The sequence below is a fragment of the Halorubrum sp. SD626R genome (assembly GCF_001261915.1).
Classification (GTDB): domain Archaea; phylum Halobacteriota; class Halobacteria; order Halobacteriales; family Haloferacaceae; genus Halorubrum.
Genome location: NZ_CVRT01000030.1, coordinates 71,061 through 95,264, shown reverse-complemented (window position 1 = coordinate 95,264; position 24,204 = coordinate 71,061). Strand labels below are relative to the sequence as shown.

The window sequence follows — 24,204 nt, the reverse complement described above, 5'->3', positions numbered from 1 at the left end:
CGTCACGAGGAGAGGCATCCCCATAATACATAATCCAACCAACATTTTTATCTTGTCCGGGGTGTGATCGATTCACGGAAGCACTCAATGTGAGCAGGCCAGAGGTGGCCTGTATCCCGTAGCCACCGCTATGGGAAACAGACACGAAAGAGCGCGGCGTCAACCATCCCACACCGACGCCCGGAACAAACCAAGCCCCCCAGAAAATGACAGACCCACCCGATTCAGAGACGCCAGCACTTGCGGATTTTATCGGAACACGAGACTCGTTTCTCGTGATCCGAGACCCGCAACTCGCCAAAACTGGCTCACAGGCCCGCGCACAACTCAGATCGTTGCCGTTCCTCACGCACTTCAATCTTCGGCATGTCGCCCACCCTGGCATCTACGATAATGGGCTGCGACTCGTCGAATACGACCTCGTAGCGAACGAAACACTACGGGAAAACGGTGTTGAGGATGTCGAATTCCCACTGGTTCACTACGTCAGCCAGGAAATGCTGACTGGTGAACTACAGAACGAGGACAGCACCTACGATGAACAAGATGTCGTTCGGCGGCTGCTACGAGCGCGGCCGACCGACGCGACGTACGTACTTGTTACCGACACGAATACCCCGAAGATGCCGCGGCTCACGAAGAAGCCCGGCAAGTCGTTCATCGACGAGTTCGAATGCTCGGTCGCAGATTACAAGGGGTTACTGAAACGGTATCTCCAGTACAATCTCGACTCCGCACTCCCCTTGTCGACGACACAGAACCTGTGCTTCCACCAGGTCTCGGCGCATCACAAGCACGCCGGTATAGAGGCTGGTTCCATTCCAGACTTGTTTGATTACACACGCATACCCGCGGACAGTCCCGCGTGGGGTCCCCTCTACTATCTCATCCGCGAGGATGTCAATCAAGTGCTCGAGGATTACTCTGAACGCATTCGTGAAGCACTTCGTTCTTGGACCGAACGTGGACCAACTCAAAAAGTCGCTAACAGTATGCTCGACATGCTCGAGCTAGTCGACTTCGAAGAGGACCGGCTCGATAACTACCGCTACCGCCATCAAAAAGACGCATGAGTACGACATACACACCGGCGAGTCAAAAGCCGGACAAGCTACTCACCGGGTTCATCTCGGTTCGAGCACCGGAACTCAAACACATCCACGCTTCGCTTCAGGGGACGACGAGCGCGTCAGAAGTTACGAGCAAGTTCGGTCGTCCGTCCGGCAGCGGTCTCAAAACGAACCACGTCGAGGACTCGCTGCGGTTTCTGAATGCGGTCGATCTCGTCGAGAGTCCGACTGGGGATGTTCTGGACACGGTTGAGCGAATTAACGACCGTCACTTGGAAGAATTACCCTTTGAGGCGCGTTTGCTGTATCACTGCAACCAGCAAGATGGTCGTCAAAGCCATTTCGCCGACATCCACCGAGCGCTCTTGAGCGAGGGTAGCAGGACGGTGGACGCCGGCCGAGATAACCTCCGAACGATCCTGAAGCGGGAGACAGACTACGATTTCTCTTGGACCGACGAGAAAATCGATATGTGGGTGACGTTGACCGAGCAGTTGGGACTCGTTACCGAGACTGAGGACGGCCTTGTCTTGAGCCCATGTCGTGCGTTGATGTACGATGCGCTCACGCTCGCGCCAACCAGTTCGAGTGATGACCCTGAGTACGACGACCTCCCGGTAGACGACGGCGAGGCTCAGCAGATGCTCAACTGGATTAACGACAACCTGTTCACGGTTTACGCAGCCAGAACGGGAACCCCTAAGATCCACCCCGCTATCGCCGACGTGCTTCGGAACATGGCCGAAGATAGCGTTATCGACCTCTCAGCACCGGGAGATTCACAGAACGAAGTGAAGCTTTCCCCCGAAAATCTCGACGACGACAGTCGCGGCAATCGGCAGGACGTGACGTACGTGTCGGTTCACTCCAAACCGAGCGAGACAGCTTATCAGTACCCCCTCGACCAGTTCCTTACCCACCAATGAGCCAACAGACTCCAAAATCGACGGTAGGCGACGAAATGCCCACATATTGGGACGACCAGCAAGTCGACCACTTCATCACGTCAGAGGCGCACACGAAAAAGAAGACGCCAGAACAGTTTAGGGAGACGCACGTCGACATCGACCGGATTTACGCGGACAACCTGACGCCGCTAGGGGTATCTGGTGAGTTCGTCACCCAAGAAGACATACTCAACTCCATCACGGCGTCGAACCTCGACGACCCGAACCGCATCTTCATCTTGCGTGGCGAACCGGGATCTGGCAAGTCGCAACTCTGTGAGTGGACCAAGTACCAAATCAACGGCTACGGCGAGGATGACAAGGGAATCGAGGATCGTGTGGCACTCCACGTGTCACGCAGCCAGACCCGAATGGATCAGATTCTCGATATTTTAACCGAGCCCCTGGATGTTGACACCGATGTCCGCAACATCGACGAGCTTGACCCCGACGACGCGGCCGCTGCAATCGTCGAGTACCTTCGCGGCATCTGGTCGACCGAACACCTCAGTGACGACGAGATTCGCGAACTGACGGAAGCCCGGGGAGACAAGAGCGACCTTCGCAAAATCTTCGCGAAAAACATCCAAGAGTACCAGGAGGCTCTCGAATCTCGAGACGAAAACCCAGATTTCAATCTTCTGACTCGGACAGACTACCGGGATCTTCGGTTACAGGTGAGCTTCGGAAACAAACTCACCGAGAACAAGGACGTGTTCTTTTCCGTTCTCAAGAACGAAGCCCACGAGTACCTCTCTCGGAACCTCGTCGGCGACTTCAAAGAACTGCTCCAAGAATACTCCCAAAAGTATCAGGATCAGGGAATTCGTCCGACCCTCATCTGTGAGGACCTCACAACCTTCAGTGTCCTGAAGGAACAACTCTTAGACCACATTTTCGAGCTCGGTAGTAGCAGCTTCGACATCGTTCTCGGATGGACTATCGGATGGGAACAGGACAACATCAACGACGCGCTCGCTCGTGAAGACGCTGCGACGTACATGAAGGGGCGCTCGGAGGGGTATCTTACGATGACCGACGAAAACGGCGAGGCGTACTTCCTCGACGACGATGCGTCCGTCGCGCTCGCCCGGTCATACCTCGGCGCAATCAAGCGGAACTCCGACGCTGAGGGTGCTCCGGAAGAAGTCGAGGAAGCATTCGACGAACTCTACCCGTTCAACCAGCGCTTCATCCACGTCGCATACAGACAACTGAACGACGAGGGGAGTAGCCGAAAGACGCCGAGGCTGCTACTTCTACGTGTAGTCAAACACTGTCTAAAATCGAGCTGGCCGCCCTACGAGGCGATGAAGTCGAACTCGTTCGTCGACACTCCGACGTTCGAGATCGACATGAAGTACGACCAAATTTACCAGGATGTCAGCCGGTGGTACGGTGTCCCGGTAGCCGATGGAATCGGTGTCAAGGTTGGTATTCTCGAAACCTTCGATATTGATCTCCCTGACAGCGACAAGGCACCGGTCAAGGATGACTATGTGGTCTTCGAGCGTGGAAGAGGTAGTGCGGTCATCGAGAAGATCAAGAATCCTCCAGCACCGGAACACGACGTCGACAAAGACGAGGACACCGACGAGGCTACCGAAGAAGACGAGGGTGATTCAGAGGCAACTGAAACGGACGAAGGTGAGGAGGACGAGGAGGATGAAGTCGAAGTCATTGACGGATCGGAACTCACGGAGGAAGAGCGCGAGCGCCAGCAGAAATTCCAAGAGTTCCAGGATTGGGTGACGAATGGGGAGGAATACCCGAGTTCAGACACACTCCACGACGGTGCGGTCGCGACACTCGAACGCTGGCACGAACCAACACGCCTCAGTAATCCCAACGCGTCGACGCGTTCTGCTGGAGGTATCTACTACGCACGCGGCGACAGCATCCCCGTCTCGATTCAGGGGGACCAACAGCGCCAGGCAAGCATTGACATCGAACTCGAGTGGGGGGAGGACCATGGCGACCTCTACACCAGTATGCTTGAGTATGGGCTCTTCGACGTGTTCGACCCCCAGACGACGGACTTCGACCAGCTTCGTTCATGGGCCGACACGAACGTCGCTCAATTCAAACACCAGATGCGCGAGGAGATCGAAGACTGTCTCCCGTCAGAGCTCAACATCGAGAAGACGCTGGTACTGGCCCAGTGCTTCCTGATCAACGCAGCTCGGGGCGTCGAGATTGAGGATGACGGGATTTCGCCTGAACTCGTCTTTGAGGAGTACAACAGTAATCAACCATACGGCAAGCCGGTGTCCGAGCACTTCGATAGGGAGAGTGCGTTCGGACAGGCGTTCACTGATCTGACGATGTCGTCCAGCGACATCGGCGACCTCATCGAGGGGATCTTCCTCCTCAAGTCGAACGTCGTGGACTACGAGCGCCTTTCGGAAGCACGGCGCGATATTGTAGACGACCCGCAAGCGCACGTCGACGCAGCGCTGATGATCGATACTGCCGATCTCGCTGACGCATACAAGATCGGCACGACACGCAACAAGGCGAACACGAAGCTGTCGAGCCTGCTCGATCGTATTTCCGACTACGCTGCCGAACTCGACCGCCTCACCGTTGAGGAAGACGCATCCCACATTCAGGAAGCGCTCGAACCGGTAGAGCGCTGGTACGACAAGAGACATACTGTCGACGACTTGGCCGAGTGGTTCGAGATCCTGTACGAATGTGCCGGCGCGATGGACGTGCCGATCAAACCGAGTTACGAAAACGCCTACGAGACGCTCACCGAATCGTCTGAGGAAGTGAAGCTATCGGCGTTCAGTGACGATGTCGAGCAGTTCCAGAACATGGGGAACACGACGGGCATGACGCTCGTTTCTCGACTCCACGACTTCGCCCGAAGCCAACACGAGCAGGACGCCTGGGAAATTTACGAGGCGTTCGACTCGCTCATCGACGACCTTCAGGAGCAAGACCATGCGACCGGCGTCGACCTCGAACACCGTATCAAACAACTTGATGAGTACAGTGACTACGAGCAGCAACGCCAGAAGATACTCTCCGTAACGGAGGACCTGTAAGATGTCTGGAACTCAATCACTACCCACGGCTGTTGACGCTCTGGAAGACAAGGCTCGAGAGCATAAACAAGCACAAAACACCGAGTATCACGTCTCGGTCGCACGCCACAACATCCGCGAAATTAATAGCGAACTCGCCGACCTCGAAGAGTCAGTTCGCGATCTTCGGTACTACAAAACCGTGTTTGTGGAAGCCTTCGATGGCTCAGCACCGACGATGGTTAGTAGTGCTGTCCAAGCCGCTGAGAATGCTGTTGAAGTGACACAGGATGAACTGCTGGCGAATATCCAAAACAACGCAATGGATGAGGGCGAAACCGTTCATGAGGAAGACCTGACTGGGCTTGAGGTTGAACTCACACCGGAAGTGAAGAAACAGCGAAGTCAGATTCGATCCGCAAAACAAATGATAGAAAATGTTAGTGAGAATATCCAAACGAAACTAGAGAGCAAGCGTGACACTTGGAGTACGCGCGTAAGCGCCGCCGAGGAACTCCAGAAGATCCTCGGGAGTCAGAACTCAGATTTCGCGCGTACGCTCAACCACATGCACCAGCTCCTCACCCGGGATCTGATGGATTCCAGTGAGAACGCATCTAGGTTCGTGTCCGAGTGGGGGAACGCTACTGATAACTGGGAGGAGCACCAGTCGCTCCAGAGCTTCGACGATTTCAAAGAGAAACACGACCTATCGGACTCAACCATCGAGGACGTGAAGACGCTCAGTAAGTCTCAGCAACTCACGCTGGCCGACGTCTCTATGGATACACTTGAAGAGATGAAACGCGTCGATGAACTCGAATCAGCCGTAGAACTCAGTCTCTGATAATGAAAGACCCCGCCGCCCGCGCGGAACAGATGCAAGCGGCCTACCGCGACTACTTCATCGGTCGCGGGGGACGCGCTGCCCGCAGCGTAGCGCATCGGTTAGCCGACGGGGAAAGCGACATCACAGGGATGCGTGGGCCGTTCCTACAAGCACTCGACATCCCGAACTGGAGCGACCGCTCGTGGGATGCCTTCGCCAGGTCAGCACACCTCGAACCTCACATCAGGAGGGCGTTCTCGGAGATCGGCTTCGAGAGGCTCTACGACTTCCAGGAGCGGAGTATCGAGTCAATACTCAAGGGTGATGACACGGTGATCACTGCCGCGACGGGGCGGGGGAAGACCGAGGCTTGGCTCATTCCGATTCTCAACCGGATCCTCGAAGCGAAACGCCACGAAGAGGACGAGGGAGACGACACAAGCGTCAAGGCTACACTCATCTACCCGACGAAGGCCCTAGCGCAAGACCAGTTGAAGCGCCTCCTCCAATACCTCTACCTCATTAACAAGCAACTGAAGTCGTCACAACGCATCTCAGTCGGCATCTACGACGGGGACACTCCCCGAGACGTGAGCGAGTCCGGTTCGGAAGGGTACCTCAATTCCACGTTCAAACACTTCGAGTGTCCCGGATACAATCCCGAACTCGACAAGTGTCAGGACTGCGGTGGTGGTGTTCGCGTCAGGAACACTGGCTCCCGGTTCAAGCTCATTCCGGAGAAAGCTCACTGCGAGGACGATGATCCGAACGACGTGCCGTTGGACTTCCTTCGGCTGACCCGGTACGACATCCTCGAAAACGGCGTCGACATTGTCCTTACGAACCCCGACACAATCAACTACAGACTCATCAACACCAACGCCGAGGACGAACACCAACGGTTCATCTACGAACCCGAGTTCCTCGTGTTCGACGAGGTTCACACGTACGACGGCCTGTTCGGAAGCTACACGTCGACGTTGATGAAGCGCGTGCAGGCCCTGCGAGAGAACCGGGGCGTCGACGACTTGCAACTCATCGCGAGCAGCGCGACCGTCGAGAACGACGTCGAACTCTTCCAGAAAGTCAGCGGCGCCGTAGATGTCACGCAGGTGAGCGAGTCGCCGCGCGAGCTCGACGTGACGGTGCCATCGTCCGTCCCGGAAGAGCTTACGTCGCACAGTCTGTCCGTCGACCGCATTCTGCGTGCGACCGGAGCGCCGGACGACGCTGTACCGGGGCTTGACGCGTTCGATTACACGCTTGAAGAGGCATCGAGCTACGACCGTGACCGTCGGGAGACACTGGTCGCCGATGCCCTCTTCGATCATTTAACCGGCGATCACAACAATACCGGCGTACAGGTCACACAGTACGTCCACCAGTTGCTCTACGACGATCCGCTGACGCGGTCGGAACTACACGATCAGTTGGCTGAGACCTTCGACCTCAATGAGTCAGGTGTTGAGACGCTGGTGGAGAACGTCCGTACGCTCGGTGAGTTCTCCGGAATCTTGGAGAACCGTAGTCACATGTTCTCTTGGCCGATCGACGGGTTCTACGCATGTGCTGCGTGCGAAACCGCCTATCGCTCACCACAGGATTCCTGTCGGCAGTGCGGATTCGAGTTTGTTACTCGCTCCACATACTGTCGGTATTGCAGCGACGAACACCTTGTTGCCTGGTACTGCACCGAATGTGACCAGTTAGAATCGTACACGCCTACCGAACACGGATCAGTTGGACAAGACGAGGACCACGTCTGTACTCGGTGTGAACGCGTTCGCGACGACGCGGTACAGATGGTTCGTGTCACGTTCCAACCCTTCTTGGAGTGTCTAGAATGTAATCACCAGTCGGAACGGACTACCATTACTGGATGTTCCGACTGCGGGTCCCGTACTGTCAGGACCGATTCCGAGACTACCACGTGTATTAACCCACAGTGTGGGAGTACCCAACCAGTTGAACACACCTGTGAGCGGTGTGAGGGCTCTGTGTTCGAAGTTACCACTGTCGAGGGGCAATTCGATTGCCCTGAATGTGGAACTACGTACGACCGGCCCGAAGATGCTCCTGAGCGTTGTCGAGAGTGTGATTCGGCACTCGAATCGACACGATACCTACCGTGGGTGTGTGCGAACGACGGCTGTGACCGGATCCACTTCCGAGATGCCCCTGACCAGTGTCAGTGTGGATCGTCGTCGTTTGTGAAGCGTGGGTTATTCGAGATACAGCGCGACCAGCATTGCCGGTCATGTGACACTGCGTTCGTCGGAGAAGAAGGATGTAGTTGTGACGACCCCGACGTCCACCAGAGAACGGGGTCTCATCGGGCCTACAAAACGCTCGACACACACGGTCGAATTCACTCGATGAGCTCCCAGGGCTCGGCAGTTCCGTGCCCCCACTCGTATGCTCGCTACGAAATCGGTAACCGGTTCGATGAACTGATGCGCAGTCCGAACAACCTGGCAGCGACGACATCACAGTACCTGATGCGTGCAGTCGCTGACGACGAGGGGCAACAGGCTGCCAAACTCCTCTCGTTCGCTGACTCGCACCGCGATATGAAAGAGCTCAGCAGGGACTTCTCTGAACCCGAGGTCGAGACACTGCTGGACCAACTGCTCGTGCGTGGCGCATCAAACGACGGTTCATCCTCGTGGGTACCATTCGACGACGTCCTCGAATACGCCGACGAATCTATTGACAGCCTCAACGAGTTGCTGGAACCGCCACGTGTGGCGAGGAACGTTGAATTCGACCTGAAATCCCGTCTCAAGGATCAACCTCGTAAACGGTGGGACGACGATGATGCGCTGTACGACCGCCTCACACGCCGCGCAATATCGCACACATACAGTCAGCGTCTCGGGGAACGCGACGACCCTCTCTCAGAAGTCGGCTTACTCGACGTGCGGTTCGCTCCCGGACTGGATGCCCTTTCCGATGCCGAACGTGCAATCGTCCGAGAACTCGTCGATGAAGGGAACGATTACCGTGTGGCGAACTTCGATGATCCAAGCGCTAGCAGAGGCGCAACCGAGGTGGTCTCGGACCTCGTCGAACGCGGCATTCTCACGTACGGCCACTCCGACGAGTACGTCTCGTTTGACCCGACTGCGCTCGAAGTCACTATTGCGGGTGACGACGATAGCATCGCTTTCGACCCCGAGACCGAGCGGTACTACACAACACTTGAGCACAAATTCGGGCTCGACAGTCAATCGACAGTCTCGTCGAACGCGACTCTGTCGGAGCTGGCCTCCGTGTCACATCCACGCTTCACACAGCGTGCGCACCGGGTAGAATACTCACAGACCCGTATCCTGGTTTCCGAGGAGTATCTCGGAACGACCGAGAAGCGTAAGCGCCGCGAACTTGAGTTCCTCTTCCGCGAAGAGAACTATCCACACCACCTGTCGTCGGGGCCGACGATGGAACTCGGTGTCGACATCGGGGCGCTCGACGCCCTGTTGCTGTACGGGACGCCACCCAACATGAACGCGTACCTCCAGCGTGTCGGTCGTGCTGGACGTAGCTCTCATTCGTCGTTAGTACACTCTGTGAGCCAGCGCAATCCAATTGACTACTACTACTACGACCATCCAGAGGATCTCATCTCGGCCGAACCGACGCCGGTGCCACTCAACGAGCACAACGAAGAGGTACTACGAGTATCGCTTTCGTGGGGCGTATTCGATTTCGTAGCGGCCAACTTCTCGATTCCGTGGGATGTCAGTCGCCACGGTCGTTCCCGCTCGATCGACGGTGGTGACACCTACCATCAACGCAGCATACTCAAAGAGAGTGAACGAGAGGACGCAAGCAAACTGACCCACGTCATGTCGCTTGCCGCTGATACGCTATCGTTGGGGAGCGACGATTCGCAACTCGCGGTACTGAGCGAAGTGGTATCTGACTACGAGTCAGAGATCAGAGCCTACCTCGAGTCCCTGCTGGAGTACCAGTATTGCGAGGACTGTGAGCGGCGGTACGCAGCCGACGACGATCGAACCACCTGTGAGCGAGAGGACTGCGACGGTCGAATCAGACACGCTGGAGAGCAGTTCGGGCACCTCGTCGAAGACGCAATCTCGAACTTCGACGACCGGTACATCACGCACTATCAAGAGTATCAGGAGTCGCTGGAGAGTGAGCGCGCGTCGCTCTCCGAACGAGATCGCGATCTACGGCGCGACCAGCAACGTGCGAGTGCGGATGAACGCGGTCAAATCATGCGTGAGCGCCGGGGACTCCAAGAACGCGTGGAGGTTCTCAAAGAGCACCTATCTGACTTAGGCGAAGAGAGTTACTTCGATTTCCTCCGGGAATCCCGCGAGAGCAAGTATGATTTCTCGATGCGAAGCGTCGCCACTACTGCTGGTCTAACCCTGGTCAATGAAGGGTACGACCGACGCAACATCGGCGACCAATCGAGCGGTAGGGCGATGCGGATGGCGCTGTCAGAGCTCCATCCGGGAGCGGCGTACCTCGACAACGGTGAGACCTACACTGTCGCTCGCGTTCGCTTCGATGATAAGGCAGGTTCTGACTTACGAGAAGCAGTCACCGACGCGAACAGCGACGACCATCTCGCGGACGAACTGGTCTGTCCGGCGTGTAATTCGACTTACGGGCTCGATGCGACCGGCTGTGACTGCGAGAACGACGTGCCGTTGAAACGACGCCAGCTCGCCGTCCTCGATTCGGTCGAGGCATATCACGACAACCTGCAACTCACTTCCGAAGGCGACGAGGCACGTTACTTGCATAGCGAACCCAACCAGCAAGTTCAGAACACATACGCCGAACGCGAGACCTCGATCCTCTCTTTCGATACTAAGCAGACGTACGAGTTACAGACAGACGAGGGAGAGGTACTCGGAACGCTCGAATACGGTGACTACTCAGTTCTCCTACACACCGACGGCTATCGGACGAAGTACAAATCAGGAGAAGTTGACGCACGAGAGTCACCCTTCGAAGTCTGTGGCGAGGAGAACTGCCACGGCGTAATCTACGAGGACGACGATGAGACGCGTCGGTGTAGCGCAGACCCCGAACACTTCCCCGAAGGGAGAGGGGCAGACTCTGAGTTCGTCAGACTCGGATACCAATACGAGACACAGGGTGTCCGAGTCGAGTTGAAAGATTGTGAACAGTCCCACACGCTCGCTCACGGCCTCCGGGTCGCCCTCCAGTACCTCGGCGGCGTCAACATCCGTGAGTTGTCCGAGTACGTCGGAGAGGACCACGTCGACGTCTTCGAGTCACAAGAGGGCGGATCGGACGTCGCACGACTGCTCTTCGAGCAGTCCGATGGAGATTTCCGCGCCTTCTCTCGAGCAGTCGGTCTTATGAGCGAGCAGTTCGACTGCGACTGTGACAATGGCTGTCCGTCTTGTCTGTACCAGTACGGCTGCGACGTCATAAACGATCAGCGATCTTTCGACCGTGACCGTCTCCAGGCTAACTTAGGCGAACAGAGGTTGTCGATTCGTCCACTCGACAACCGGGACACGAACGAACAGTTTACTGACTAACCACATCCCACAGGAGATACCCACCGATGGAATTCGACCCACTGGAACTCGCCGACACGATGCGCGAATCGTACGCCGAACACTACGCAGGCTCACAACCCTCGCCAGCCGTCAAGAGCCTCGTTTCCCGCTACCACGAAGGTGTAGGCGAGTCCCTGGAAGAGGACCTCCCCGAGTTCATCCGAACGAAGGGGCCCTACCTTCAGGTACTCGACCTCCCTCGAATGAGTGACACGCCGTGGGAGACCTTCGCCGACAATCACGACCTACATTCGGACGTCACGGAAACGTTCAGTGAGGCGGGATTCCGGAACCTCTTCGAATTCCAGGAGGACTCGATCGAGGCAGTCGGTGAAGACCACCACACGCTGTTGACCGCGGCGACGGGGAGGGGGAAGACGGAAGGATGGCTGATTCCGATACTCCAGTTCATCTCTGAAGCGAAAGCAGGCCAACACGACGAACATCCTCCAAATAGCGTCAAATGTGTCCTCACGTACCCGACGAAAGCTCTGGCACAGGACCAGCTGAAGCGCCTCATCGACTACCTGTTCACGCTCAATCGAGACCGCTCGGCGAACGACCAGATCACTGTGGGTATCTACGACGGGGACACGAAACGTCGCGATCCCGACGAACTAGCGTACCTCCAGACAACGTTCCAGTATTTCGACTGCCCGTGCGGAGAGTGTGACTCTTCGTTGACTGTCCGGCGTCGCTCGGACGACTCGTTCGTCGTCGAACCGCTGGAAGAACACGATGAGGACCTCACGTTCGACTTCATCAAAGTCACGAGAGACGCCATCGTCGAAAGTCCAGCTGACATCCTGCTGACGAACCCAGACACGATCAACTACCGGTTGTTCAACGTCAATGCGAACGAGGCACAGCAGCGGTTCGTCGCCGAGCCGAAATACTTCGTCTTCGACGAAATTCACGAGTATTCCGAGTTGTTCGGCTCATTCACTTCGGCGCTGATGCGGCGGTACATACGGGAGCGGCAGGAGCTCAACGACTACAACAGCGAGGCCGACGACGATCTCACTATCGTCGGTGCGAGCGCCACCGTCGAGAACAAACTCTCCGTCTTCCAGCGTATCAACCCTTTCATCGACCCCGACATCGAGGTGGTCGAGGAGGAAGGACGCACACTCGATGCTCCCTTCCCTAGCGACGTTTCCGACGAATTCACTACGACCGAACTGTCAGGCGACGAGTTGCGTTCCGGAGAGACAGAGGCTGCGAAACTCGTCCTCGAAGCAGCGGGTATCGACGATTCTAGCGACGAGGTAGACGTCGAAGGCGATCTCTACGAACACCTCGTGGAAGGCGATAGCGAGATGCTGGACTTCGTTCGCGGCATCTACTCGGCTCTTCGAGAGAAACCACTTCGACCCGACGGCCTACGCGATCGACTCGTTGAATCTGCCGCTCTAACCGAGGAACAGGCAGAGACGGTGGTGGAGAACTTCATGACGATAGGCGACGTATCCGGGATTCTGGAGCGTCGTGCTCATCTATTCAGTTGGCCGCTCGACGGCTACTACTCCTGTATCAACTGTGGAACGGTCTACGATACTCCACAATCTGCTTGTGCCGAATGCGGACATCACTACGTGACGAAGCTCTCGCTGTGTAACCAGTGTGGTGAGGAGTCACTTGAATCGTGGTTCTGTCCGAACTGCGAACGACTCGAACCACATACTGTGACCTCGGAGGAGGGACGATTCGACTACTTCTCGCGGCGGGAGTGCCAGTGTGAAACAGCCGAAGGCGAAACGCCGGAGATGGTCCGCGTCTACTGGCGGCCGTTCTACGAGTGTTCCGAGTGTGGCGAGCGCCAGAAGGTCGACCACCAGCAGGATTGTCCGACGTGTGGTTCCTCGATGGTACTCGACGACTCGATGGAAGCCCACATTTGTTCGAACCCGGACTGTGACGAGGAGGTCACAGTAGAGGAGGCCAGAGAGCCGACCTGCCATTCGTGTAACACTGCCGCGTTAGAGCCCCTGTCGGACGACAGCGTCCAGTATTGTACTGAGTGTGGAGAGATATACGAAAACTCCGACGTACAGGCGTGTACGTCCGAAGACTGTGATGGTGACCTCACACCGAAGCGGCTACTCGGATGGACCTGCGGTGATTCAGATTGCGATGAAGTATACTTCGGACGATCCCCAAACACATGTAACTGCGGAAACCGGCGGTTCGTCCGTACCGCGCTGTTCGACATTCAGATGGTCGACGAGTGTACGTCCTGCGAGCGCGAGTTCCTTCCGGGTGGACGACAGGACTGCAACTGCGACGATCCGGAAATCGTCCGGCGCGCGAAAGGATACAGTAACTTCCGGATGGTCGACGATGACGGCCGTATTCGGGAATCGAGCCAGTTCCCCGGTGGCCTTCCTTGTTACCACCAAGACCAACGGGAGACCTACTCGAAGAGCGGTAGATACGACGCGATGCTGCGTGGCCCGGCAAACACAGCGGTGACACAAGGACGGTACCTGCTGCGGTCGCTAGCTGACCGCGACAACCCTGATAGCTTCACGGAATCGAAGATGCTCTCGTTCGCGGACAGTCAGTCCGATATGAAAGAACTGGAGCGGAACTTCCGTGAACCCGAAGAGGCGTTCTTTTTCGACCAGCTGTTCGTCAGCAGTCTCAGGAATGAGGCCGACGCTTCTGGATGGGCGTCATTAGCGGGCGTTGTCGACCGTGGCGTAGCCGAGGGAAAACAGTATGAGGAGGATCTCGAAGGGGAAACCAACAACCCGCCGGATGCGTTCGAATTTCTCACCAACTACGACCAGTCAGTCGACGAGTATCTGACTGAAGAACTGGTGTCGAGAATCTTCGCTGGACAGTACAGCGAACGCTACCGTAGTCAACAACTCACTGACGACGGAATCGTTGACGTTCGCCTGAACGCCGACATCGGTGATCTCGAACCACACGAACGGGAACTACTCGCAGAGTGTGTCGCACAGAATCACCGGTACGAACCACAACTTATCGATGAAGTTGAGAAGGGGCACAGCCATCTCGACTCACTGATTGACCGGGGACTGGTCCGTCGGGTCGAAGAGGACGGCAGCCGGTACGTGATGGTGGAGGAAGACAAAATTGAATGCGCGGTCGTCAGTGAAGCGACGCCAACGTACTACAGTCCGAGTCAGGAAGACTTCGTCACGAGCCTCGAATCAACACTGACCGACACTCCTGACGATGTGGTCGAATTCGACTCGACTCCGGAAGACCGCTCCACGTTCTCGCATTCCCACTTCTCACTGACGGCACAACAAATAACGACGTCTGATCCCATGATGCTCCTCGCAAGGGCCTACTACGGGGAGACAGACCGAGACGAACGACGGGAACTGGAATACCAGTTCAGGCAGGGTAGGTTCCCTCACTTCCTGTCTTCGGGGCCAGCGATGGAACTGGGCGTCGACATCGGTGACCTCAACACGCTGCTCCTCTACGGCACCCCACCGAACGCGAACTCATACCTCCAGCGTATCGGACGTGCCGGGCGGGAATCTGGAAATTCACTCGTACACTCGGTCAGCCAGCGAAATCCGATCGACTACTACTACCACGAGCATCCCGAGGAACTCATCGCGTCCGACCCACAGCAAATTCCGCTCAACGAAGTGAATCGTGAGGTACTCCACCAGTCTCTCACGTGGGGAATCCTCGACTGCGTAGCGACGACCCGGTGGGTTCCATGGCGACGAGACCAGAGCGGACTCGACGAATTCGTCGTCTGTAAAGACGAGCCGTCTCCACGGTCCAAGTCGAAGCCTAACGACCTACTGCCGTTCACCGGTATTCTGTCGTCGTCGAACTTCCAAGTACAGAACCAGAGCGACGACGCCCCACTGGAAGTGCTGCGTTCCGTCATCAACGAGAACCAGGACGAGATCGAACAATGGCTCGAGGATTTGGTTTCCTTCGGTATTTGTTCGAGCTGTGGTCGCAAACACGAACCCGGGTACAATGGTGACTGTCAGCGAGACAGCTGTAGCGGCTCCGTCGAATCGATTCTAGACGAGTACGACGACGTCGTCGAAGGGGCACTACGGGGGACTGACGACCACCGTGGTATCGAAGCGACGATTATCGACCTCTATAACGTTCAACGAGACGCTATTGATGGTGATCTAGAGGAACTTGACGAAGAGGTCGCAGACATCCGCAGCAAAGAACGACGCACCCGGGACCGCGAAGAAAAACGTACACTACGTGAACAGAAGCAGCAACTGCGTCGCCGTACTGACCAGTTAGACGACTACCTGCGGCGGCTTGAGGACATGGACTTCGGCCAGTACCTCAACCGAGAGAGTCCGGCAGCGTTCGGTTTGCGGTCAGTGGGTGATTCAGTCGATTATCAACTCGTCGGCGAGGAGTTCGATAACGTTAGTGACGGTTCTCGAGACCGTCGCATCGCACTCTCCGAACTCCACCCGGGGGCGGCGTACCTTCACAACGGCGAGACGTACGTCGTGACGCGGACGGAATGGGAGCCACTGGAAACCGCCCGTATCAGCGAACAATTCGAGGACGCGGCTATCTGCCCGACGTGCGCTTCGGAATACGATACTGACACGTCGAACTGCGAGTCATGCGGCACCCAGTTGAAGCGGCTGGTCACGAAAGTACCCGAACGCGTGACTGCGTTCCAGCACGATTTACCGCTGGGGATAACGCCCAACGCCCGTGAGCTTGAGCCGTCGAGTGTGTACCAAGCCGACGAAGAAGTACAGAGCACGTACGCACCAGTAGACACTGACGCGGGGGATTCGTTCGACTCTACAATCTCGTATGACATCGTCGACGAAAGCGGAAACGTACACGGCCAATTCGAGTACGGTGACGTAACGATCGCCGCTTCGACGAGTAAATACTGGGCGACATACAAGAATGGGGGTTCAGACCCGCTTCCGAACGTATTCGAGGTGTGTGGTATTGAAGATTGTAACGGCATGATCGCTAGCATGGGGGAGTCCGCAGCATGTACGAACAACCCCGAACATCCTGCAGATGAAAGTATCGCAGTGCGTCCCGCTACCAAGTTCGACACCAAGGCCGCACGTATTCGGTTCGACAGTGAGGAACTTGAGCACGGGTTCGCTCACGGACTCCGGGTGGCACTCCAATACATCGGCGGTGTGAGTGTTCGCCAGGTTCCTGAGTCGATCGAGGACGAAGGTACGTTAGTGTACGACTCCGACGAGGGGGGGAGTGGAATCACCGTACTCCTCACACAGGATGACGGTGAAAAGTTCGAGAGAGCGATCGAGATAATGCACGATGCGTTCTCTCCGGAGGAGTCGGAGTGTAACTGTGAGAACGGATGCCCGTTCTGCCTTTATCAGTACGGCTGTTCCGAACAGAATGACCCCGACTCGTTCGATAAGGACGAGTTGCTCGAACTGCTGTCTCACGACCTACACCTGGAAGCGAGAAACGATGACTGAAAATGACGTAACCGACTCGGCGCGAGCACTTCGGACTCGCTCTCCCGAACGGCTCTGGGGAGTCTCACCGGCGAGTATCTACGCAGCACTATCGGCGAAAGTGACCGAGGACAGTCTCGAAGAGTGTCTTTCGCCACATATTCGTGCGGAAACGCTGCGGACGAATGATGAACGAAAATTGAAGCGGGTCACAGAGATACACAACTGGATGCTCGACGAGTTGGGCCTTATTAAAGGAGATCGCCCAACTCTGGCTGGTAGTTTGGTTCTCTCAGTAGACGAACCTCGCCAGCTCATTCGAGCCATCATCGTTGCCAGTTCTCGGACAGCCGAAAGGGTCTTGCGGTCCAGTCTCAGGATCGAGGACGAAATTCTACCCCGCCGAGAGTTCGACAGCCTGCTCGCGGGCGACTGGGAAGAGACAATTCTCAGTCCACTTCTCGGGTCTGCCGGCCTCCTGACGATCTACCCGGACAGTGTGGAACCGCACTTCGAGCGCATCGAATCAGCTCTTGAAGCCCAAAGAGAAGTGCCGACAGAAGATGCTACTGCTGAGGGCTATCTATATATTCTTCCACAGATTTCAGGCATCGAAGAACGTGACTGTCTCGAAGCCATCACAGAACGATTGGTTGGAGAGCTATCGAACGATACGTTCTCGTTAGAATCAGTCGCTGTATCGCTTGTTAAAAACGATGTGTCACTCCCGGACACTAGCGTGGTTGAAGACGCAATCGAAGAGCAATACGACGAGTACGAACGCCAATTTGAGACAGTACGTTCGCTCCTAGCTCCGCCGGCAGAAACCGAACTGTCACAGGTCGATGTTGGAAAACGAGTCAGTGTATCTGATATTGATGGTGGTTCCGAGATCGGTGAAGCGGAGCGAGAAGACCTCATTAACGTAATTGCCACGGTCTCTACCCACTCTAAATTCACGACCCTCGATTTGAGCTTCGTGACCGATCGTCTCGGTGCGACGCCCTACGAACTCTATCAGTTACTGTCCGGAATTCCCGGCGTCGATTGCGAAATCGGTGACAACGAAGTCATTGAATTCTCCACTGTCCCGACGCAGGTTGATGGTAGCAGCCTTCAGGAGGAGTATACAACATATCTTGTCGATCGTTGTGCGGCAATACAACGACGAATGGAAACGTTGTCCCGAGCGTCAGTGACGACACTATCACCGGCCGCTAGTGACGCCATCGTTGCTCAAGATTACGACTCTCTTTCCGACGGTGATGTTGCGCCAGCATATTTCTCGTATACCCTCGTGGATCCTGAGGCTCTTGGCGAGAAGAAGATGGACGACTATGTGGGTGAATCTCGGGGTCTCGGCCGTGAAAGAGCGAGGTTACGACACTGGCATGAAAATCGACCCGCAGGGATGCGGTCGTACACAGCGATGACCGACCGTCTGTTCAGTCTCGGGCTTGAACGTGATCTTGATGACAAGGTCCTGCGGATTATGACGCCGTTTGACGACGATACGTTCAACGAATACGTCTCCCAGATACGGCGCCTCCTGAACCAAGGATTCGCACTACGATTGCTGACGCGACACACGAAAGAACCCTGGGAGTGGCGACGCCTACAGCAGAACCTGCTCAGCGAAATCAAGCACCACCGAGAGAGGGTCACGATCCGCACCTATTCGCGGTTCAAAGAGCACCAGCGGGTAAATCCAGACATGGATTTCCGCGAGCTCGGTGAATTCGGCATCCACGGGAAGGTACAGACTATCGGAGGTTCTGAGGAAGGCGCAGCATTGCTCGGTTCGGCGAACTTCATGGAGAACAGCTACGACTGGAACCCCGAATGCGGAGTATACACAGAGCGGACGCAATTCGTTGACGCTGCGCTCGAGTTCTTCGACATCGTATGGGAACTCGCTGAATCCGACGAACTATCTACTAAACGCCTACAAGAGGTTCCAAACCATCAACTTGTACCGACTGACTACAGTTGAGGTTACACCCTCTACTCGGACCAACAGCGAACTGGTCTAGTGTTCTATCTCTCGCTCAGCAATTCGATTTTGTAAAAGAAAAATTTACTACCGGATACATAACAACCGGTCTTCGTCTATATTTTCGACAGAAGTTACATCCTCAATCAGCGCCGTCATTACCGTCACACAGGTAGTAGTTATTCTTCCCTCTCTATCGCGAAGTCTAGCGTCCTTTTTCGCTCCCGATCATGTGCTGGACGTGTCCCAGTTGGATCGATTGCGAGATTATGATCATAAGTTCCACGCGCTTGGCTACGATAATCAATATCCACGACTTCAGAGAAGGGAGTGATGCCACCGATGGAACTGGCAACTCCCAAGCATCCCAGGTGTAGACGACGACACTTCCAGTGCCACGCATCCCACTACGCGGCTATTCGTCGTCCAATTAGAAGAACGGTGGTAACAGTAATACATATTCGGCCGTTAGAACGGCATAATCAGGTTCTGGACTTCAGACAGACGACCCAGTCGAGAGAACGAACTGAGCGATTGTCGAAAGGACGACGTGCCGTTCAAGCGACTCTTCCACGGTTACCGCCTTGCGCCGTTCGTCGTACTGGATGAGACCTCTCTGATCGATTTTCGGCAGGTGGGTCTGGATCAGCGCGTTGTACGCCGATTCGTAATCGGCAGTTCCCTCGTTTTTACGTGCGTTCTCAGTTTCAACTCCTTGGATGACCCGTGCTAAGCGACGTACCTCGATGGTGGTGCCCGGCTCGAACAGAGCGAGGTACCGTAGCGTTAGCAGCCGCCGTCGGTTGCCGAGGAAGTTGAGCACGTCTGTAACTCTTGAGGAACCACTAACTGCGCTCAAAATGACCACCTCTTCTTTGATTCTTCCATCGCCGAAGATACGATACGACCGTCGGTTTTTTGCTGATTATCGTTGTTAGTATACATGCTGTCTATTCAGGCAGCGCGGGGGTCGGTGTCTCCAGCACCGGGCCCACTCTTCGTGAGCAACCCGCGCGTCAGGACGAATTAGCGCTGGAATCAACTTAACCGTAGGTAATTCGGCTCAGTGGAGTCTACGGTTCGGTTGTTCGCTTGCCCACATCAGTCAGCTCCGACGAGTATTGCTGTTCTAAGGACATGGAGACTCATTCACCAGGTACACACAAATATTATCAAAGAATATCAAGTGGGCATCTAATCGCGGTAGAAAGGGATATTCATATGGTGGAACGAAGTAAGCCTAACATGGTGACTCTAATCTGTGAGGTTCTACGTTCCTGAGTGGGACGACGCGGTTGATGCCTACTACGACTTCGAGCACGACGAACTCTCTAGCCTCGACCGTAAGGAGCGAACCCTAGACTACATCTGGGACATTTTTGATCGCGAGACGACACCCATCGACGGCGTGTTGATCTCCCGAGAACAGGTCGAAGAAACTGACCGAAAAGCTGAACGCCTGGCTGAATACGGGGTGTACGACGACCCAGTCCTCTCAGTTCCGGAGTGGCTACCGACAATCAGCGACTGCGGGGCGTGGGGGTACAAATCACTCCCGTTCCCTCCCTACGGAAACGGGGATATGCTGGACTTTTACGAGACCCTGGATGTCTCTGTGGGCGTTACTATCGACCATCTCGTCCTCGGATCGGGGAAAGACAAGGGGCGACTCTACCTAGACAAGCGTGCGTTCCATGACGGATTCAAACAGAGTGACCTTCCCGAATCGTTCACCGACGTCGTCGATGTCATGATCGACGAATGGCCAGAGGAGTGGCCAGAGTACGTCGACGAATATGAACCGACAATACGGACAGAAGCAGGGGAAGACGTGGAATCGTTCGATCCGACTGACTTCCGAGGGGATATTGACGCGACACTCAGCCGACTGGATAACGATCCACGTGCGGTCTACCGAGAAGACGACAAGGAGTTTCGCTACGATTTGACTCTCAGGAACGCCCGTGAGATGTACGACCTGTACCAGGACGGTGAATATCCGTTTCGACTCATGGTCGCAATCCAAGGCTGGGACCCCCAGTCGTACGCCCAGGCCGCTAATACGGTACTTGATCTCGGGTACGATTATCTCGGAATCGGTGGCGTCGCCGGTAGTCCCATTCACGAAGTCCGGAAGATCGTGAAGGGAGTCGGCAAGGCAGTCAAGTCGTTTGAACGGGAGCATAGCACCCGGATCGATTCCCACGTCTTCGGGTTCGCGAAGACCGACGGCTTCGATAGTATTGGCCGGTCCGGGATGACGAGCTTCGATAGTGCGAGTATGCTGCGATCGGCCTGGACAGGTGGAGAGAACTACCGACTTGACAGCGAGGAGCGCTACGACGCGATTCGGATTCGCTATCCTTCGACTAGTGATGACCTCAATGAGGCCGTAGAGAAGTCGCTGCGTGGGCGGGAAGCCTTGGTGGCATTACGTGCTTACGACAAGAAGTACCCCCTCATCGAAGCCATTCACGACTGGCACCAGAAGGCCGAGGAGGTTCTTCCGGCGGCTCGCGATTACCTTCGAGAACACCGTCACGACTCGAAGTACGACAAGTCTCTGCTGACGGACGTCGAGTCGGCCTTCAGAAACGATTTCGAGTACGGGCGGGAATTACAGGCGAGTTTCAGCGACACACTCAGGGGCAAACTCGTCAAACTCCTACGAAAGGACGACCCCGAATCGCCGGTTCCTTTCGAGGAGTACGACGAGCTGCTGCGGACTGCGGAGCGTGAATTCGAGCAGTTCCCTCGGATGCCAGACCACCTCAAGGAGGAAGCCCTTTCGCGTGTCGGATTTTCTGAGTTCCCTGACGTAGACGACTTTTCTGAGCCTTTCCATCAGATTGTGGACACCGTGACAGCTGTACCGGAATTCAGTCTGTACGAGCAAGTTTGGAACGTGGTCAAGGATTATGCAGAGTGGATCGGAGACGAACAACTCTTAGAGGAGTACCAACAGACACTGTGGAACCGCCCTTGGGACAAATGCGATTGTTCCATCTGCGAGGAACACGGAATTGAGGTGTGTATCTTCCGGGGGAACGACCGGAACCGCCGTCGTGGATTCCACAACACGCGGCGGTTCTACGACCAGTTCGCAGAAGACCTCCCGAAGATTCTGGTGGCAACTCAGGGGACAGCTAGCCTCGGGAGATACGACACCATTAAACACTACCTTCGCGCTGAACATCCGGACTTCTGGGAAGCGGTCCACGATCTTCCAGTCGCTGAAGTCGGGGCCTTACACGGCGATGGTGTACAAGAATGGTGGGATGAGACGCCGTCGCTCGTGTCCTTCGCTCCGGGCCGAACGGCCGAAGCAGTAGGTGAACAAACCGAGCGCTATCAACACCTATTTCTTCTTACTCAGGATGGAGAGATCGATTCGGGAATTTCTGAGGCGGTAAGCGAGAACGACTGTACTCTTCAGTCACTTGATGACCCACGCGAACTGAGGGAGAGCGTCTTGGAAACGTGTGGCCGGGACTACTCAGTTGGTGACGACTTCGTCCCGCATCCCCCGACGATCGATACAACGGACGGTCTTGACATCCTCGTCATCGACCAGTGTTCCGGGTCGAAGGAAATCCCGAAGGGAGCGCCCGTTTTCGACGAAGAGGAAACGCTGGAATACACTAGGGAAGAATTATTAGGACAAAATAACGTCCCTGAAATCGAGGCCCGCGACTTGTACACCGGCCGTCAGCAGGGATTCGTCAAAGACGCTGTGCGTCGGCTACGAGGGAACGATCACGATGTCGAACGGTACTTCGTTAGTGCCGGGTTCGGACTGGTCGGGGAGCGAGATCGGCTTCCACCGTACGAAGTGACCTTCAGTTCGATGAATGTCGGCGAGATCCGGGAGCGGTCGAGGCAACTGAATATTCAAGAAGAACTGGAACGAGTGTTGACTAAGTCGGATTATGACATCGTCTTCTTCACGCTTGGCAGCGATTACTACACCAGTATCGACGTCGACAAGATAGTTCAGGAGGTCCCGGCCGACCGTATCGGTGTAGTATTCAACCGGAAACTGGTAGACGAGCAGTTCGAGAATATCGTATCAGTCCCCGCACGGACGGAAGACGCGAAGCGCCACGGTAAGATCGTGGTCGGTCTCAAAGGCCACTACCTGAAGAACTTCGCTCAGTGGATCGACGGTTACGATGCACTGAAACCGGAACTCGTCGAGAGGCTCTGCCGTCAGGTCGACGAGGAACCAGCCCAGGCCGCGTTCGAGAAGTATTGAACAGACACCCCGATTCAGGGCTGTAATGTGAGCTAATACGGGCCCGGTGTGGCGCTAACTGGGTTAGTACGGGATATGAAAAGTGCTAGTTACGAAGTAGCTGCGACTGTCGAAGTCGGTCTTGTGTAGCGCATTGTTGGTGGACTGTAGTCTGGCGATTTGCGGGTGCGTGAATCAAATTGGGAGTTCACGGTAGAGGTACTTAGAAACTCGATTAGTGTTCCCGCTCAGCTAGCAACGACTGTATCAACAATCTCCTACAGAAGGAGCGAGATACTCTTTGTCACGACAGCCATCAAGGTTACCGACCGGAAGATCTGTGGCTCCTCGGAGTTTTCTCTGGTCGGTTCTGGCGAAACCTTGGAACATGACGGTGGAAGCGTTGATCCGATCGTCACCTACCGATACGTCGGTCCTCAAGAAACTGGTACATCCGTTTAAATGGTACCTGAGCCTCTGCCCGCTTTTCCTCCAGATTCAACACTGTCAGCACCGGGAGTGACAACTCGTCGGCTAAGAGAATTAATCGGTCGAGAAGCGTAATCTCCAAACGTTCGTTAATTAGTCCGGTACTGATCACGTCAAGATCACGGAGGTCGTCGCCTTCGACATCGAACCAGATCACAGATCTTGGTGAGAGATACACGCTCTAAGTATTACATTAGCCGACCTACCAACTCTTGAGTACATCCGTCTTTAGCTAATATTCACAGTAATACTATCTAGCCGTGATCTGCGGTCGAATTTCGCTCGTACACCTCGGCAAAACGCCGAAAACACCAATCTTAGCGTTTCCAATCGCCTGTTTTCACGATGAACAGCGTCTCACCGGCTGGAATTGTCCTTCCCAACACCTTTAGTTATATTCTGAGCTTTGAATATTACTATCAGTCTTAGCTAAAGACGAATGCTCTTGAGTATATACTGCTGTTTCACTGCTCTTCTGTACGGGACAGCTGATCTCAAATGTGTCGAGAAGGAAGTGCTATACACGGAACCACAGTAACCCCCACTTGTTCAAATTAGTAGGAACACCGCGAATAATAGTTGAAAGAAGACCCTCAGCA

The 24,204-nt window shown here is 55.5% G+C and carries 10 protein-coding genes; 8 read left to right on the top strand and 2 right to left on the bottom strand.

The features are described from left to right. The first annotated feature begins 206 nt into the window (after positions 1–206). The 7 genes from SD626R_RS17090 to SD626R_RS02110 all read left to right on the top strand — a co-directional run bounded on the left by SD626R_RS17090 (position 207) and on the right by SD626R_RS02110 (position 18,882). Positions 207–1,073 (top strand): hypothetical protein, encoded by an 867-nt coding sequence (locus tag SD626R_RS17090; protein ID WP_092562848.1) that lies wholly within the window; start codon positions 207–209, stop codon positions 1,071–1,073. Then, positions 1,070–1,996, top strand: coding sequence for a hypothetical protein (locus SD626R_RS02135; RefSeq protein ID WP_092562845.1), 927 nt, complete (start codon positions 1,070–1,072; stop codon positions 1,994–1,996). The genes SD626R_RS17090 and SD626R_RS02135 overlap by 4 nt, the downstream gene beginning before the upstream one ends. Beyond that, the gene (locus tag SD626R_RS02130; protein WP_092562842.1) at positions 1,993–5,070 is read left to right on the top strand and encodes a hypothetical protein; all 3,078 of its coding nucleotides are present in this window, start codon (positions 1,993–1,995) and stop codon (positions 5,068–5,070) included. Before SD626R_RS02135 ends, SD626R_RS02130 begins: the two co-directional genes overlap by 4 nt. A gap of 1 nt (position 5,071) precedes the next feature. Next, a complete protein-coding gene (locus tag SD626R_RS02125; protein ID WP_092562839.1) occupies positions 5,072–5,896 on the top strand; it encodes a hypothetical protein in 825 nt (274 codons plus the stop codon). Positions 5,897–5,898: 2 nt separating this feature from the next. Beyond that, positions 5,899–11,427: a DEAD/DEAH box helicase gene (locus SD626R_RS02120; protein ID WP_176697250.1), complete on the top strand. Its 5,529-nt coding sequence runs from the start codon at positions 5,899–5,901 to the stop codon at positions 11,425–11,427. Between the two features lie 26 nt (positions 11,428–11,453). Continuing rightward, the gene (locus tag SD626R_RS02115) at positions 11,454–16,910 is read left to right on the top strand and encodes a DEAD/DEAH box helicase (RefSeq protein WP_092562836.1); all 5,457 of its coding nucleotides are present in this window, start codon (positions 11,454–11,456) and stop codon (positions 16,908–16,910) included. A gap of 208 nt (positions 16,911–17,118) precedes the next feature. Next, entirely contained in the window at positions 17,119–18,882 is a 1,764-nt protein-coding gene (locus SD626R_RS02110) for a phospholipase D-like domain-containing protein (RefSeq protein WP_092562833.1), read from the top strand. 496 nt (positions 18,883–19,378) lie between these two features. Here the strand turns inward: SD626R_RS02110 and SD626R_RS02105 are convergent, their stop codons facing one another. Beyond that, a complete protein-coding gene (locus SD626R_RS02105) occupies positions 19,379–19,705 on the bottom strand; it encodes a DUF7344 domain-containing protein (RefSeq protein ID WP_092562830.1) in 327 nt (108 codons plus the stop codon). Positions 19,706–20,143: 438 nt separating this feature from the next. Here SD626R_RS02105 and SD626R_RS02100 point away from each other — a divergent pair, with 438 nt between their 5' ends. Continuing rightward, on the top strand, positions 20,144–23,137 hold the full coding sequence (locus tag SD626R_RS02100; protein ID WP_092562827.1) for a queuine tRNA-ribosyltransferase tRNA-guanine transglycosylase: 2,994 nt from the start codon (positions 20,144–20,146) through the stop codon (positions 23,135–23,137). Positions 23,138–23,531: 394 nt separating this feature from the next. On the opposite strand, the gene SD626R_RS02095 is transcribed toward SD626R_RS02100, so the two are convergent. Continuing rightward, on the bottom strand, positions 23,532–23,762 hold the full coding sequence (locus SD626R_RS02095; protein ID WP_199242127.1) for a ferritin family protein: 231 nt from the start codon (positions 23,760–23,762) through the stop codon (positions 23,532–23,534). Positions 23,763–24,204 lie beyond the last annotated feature (442 nt).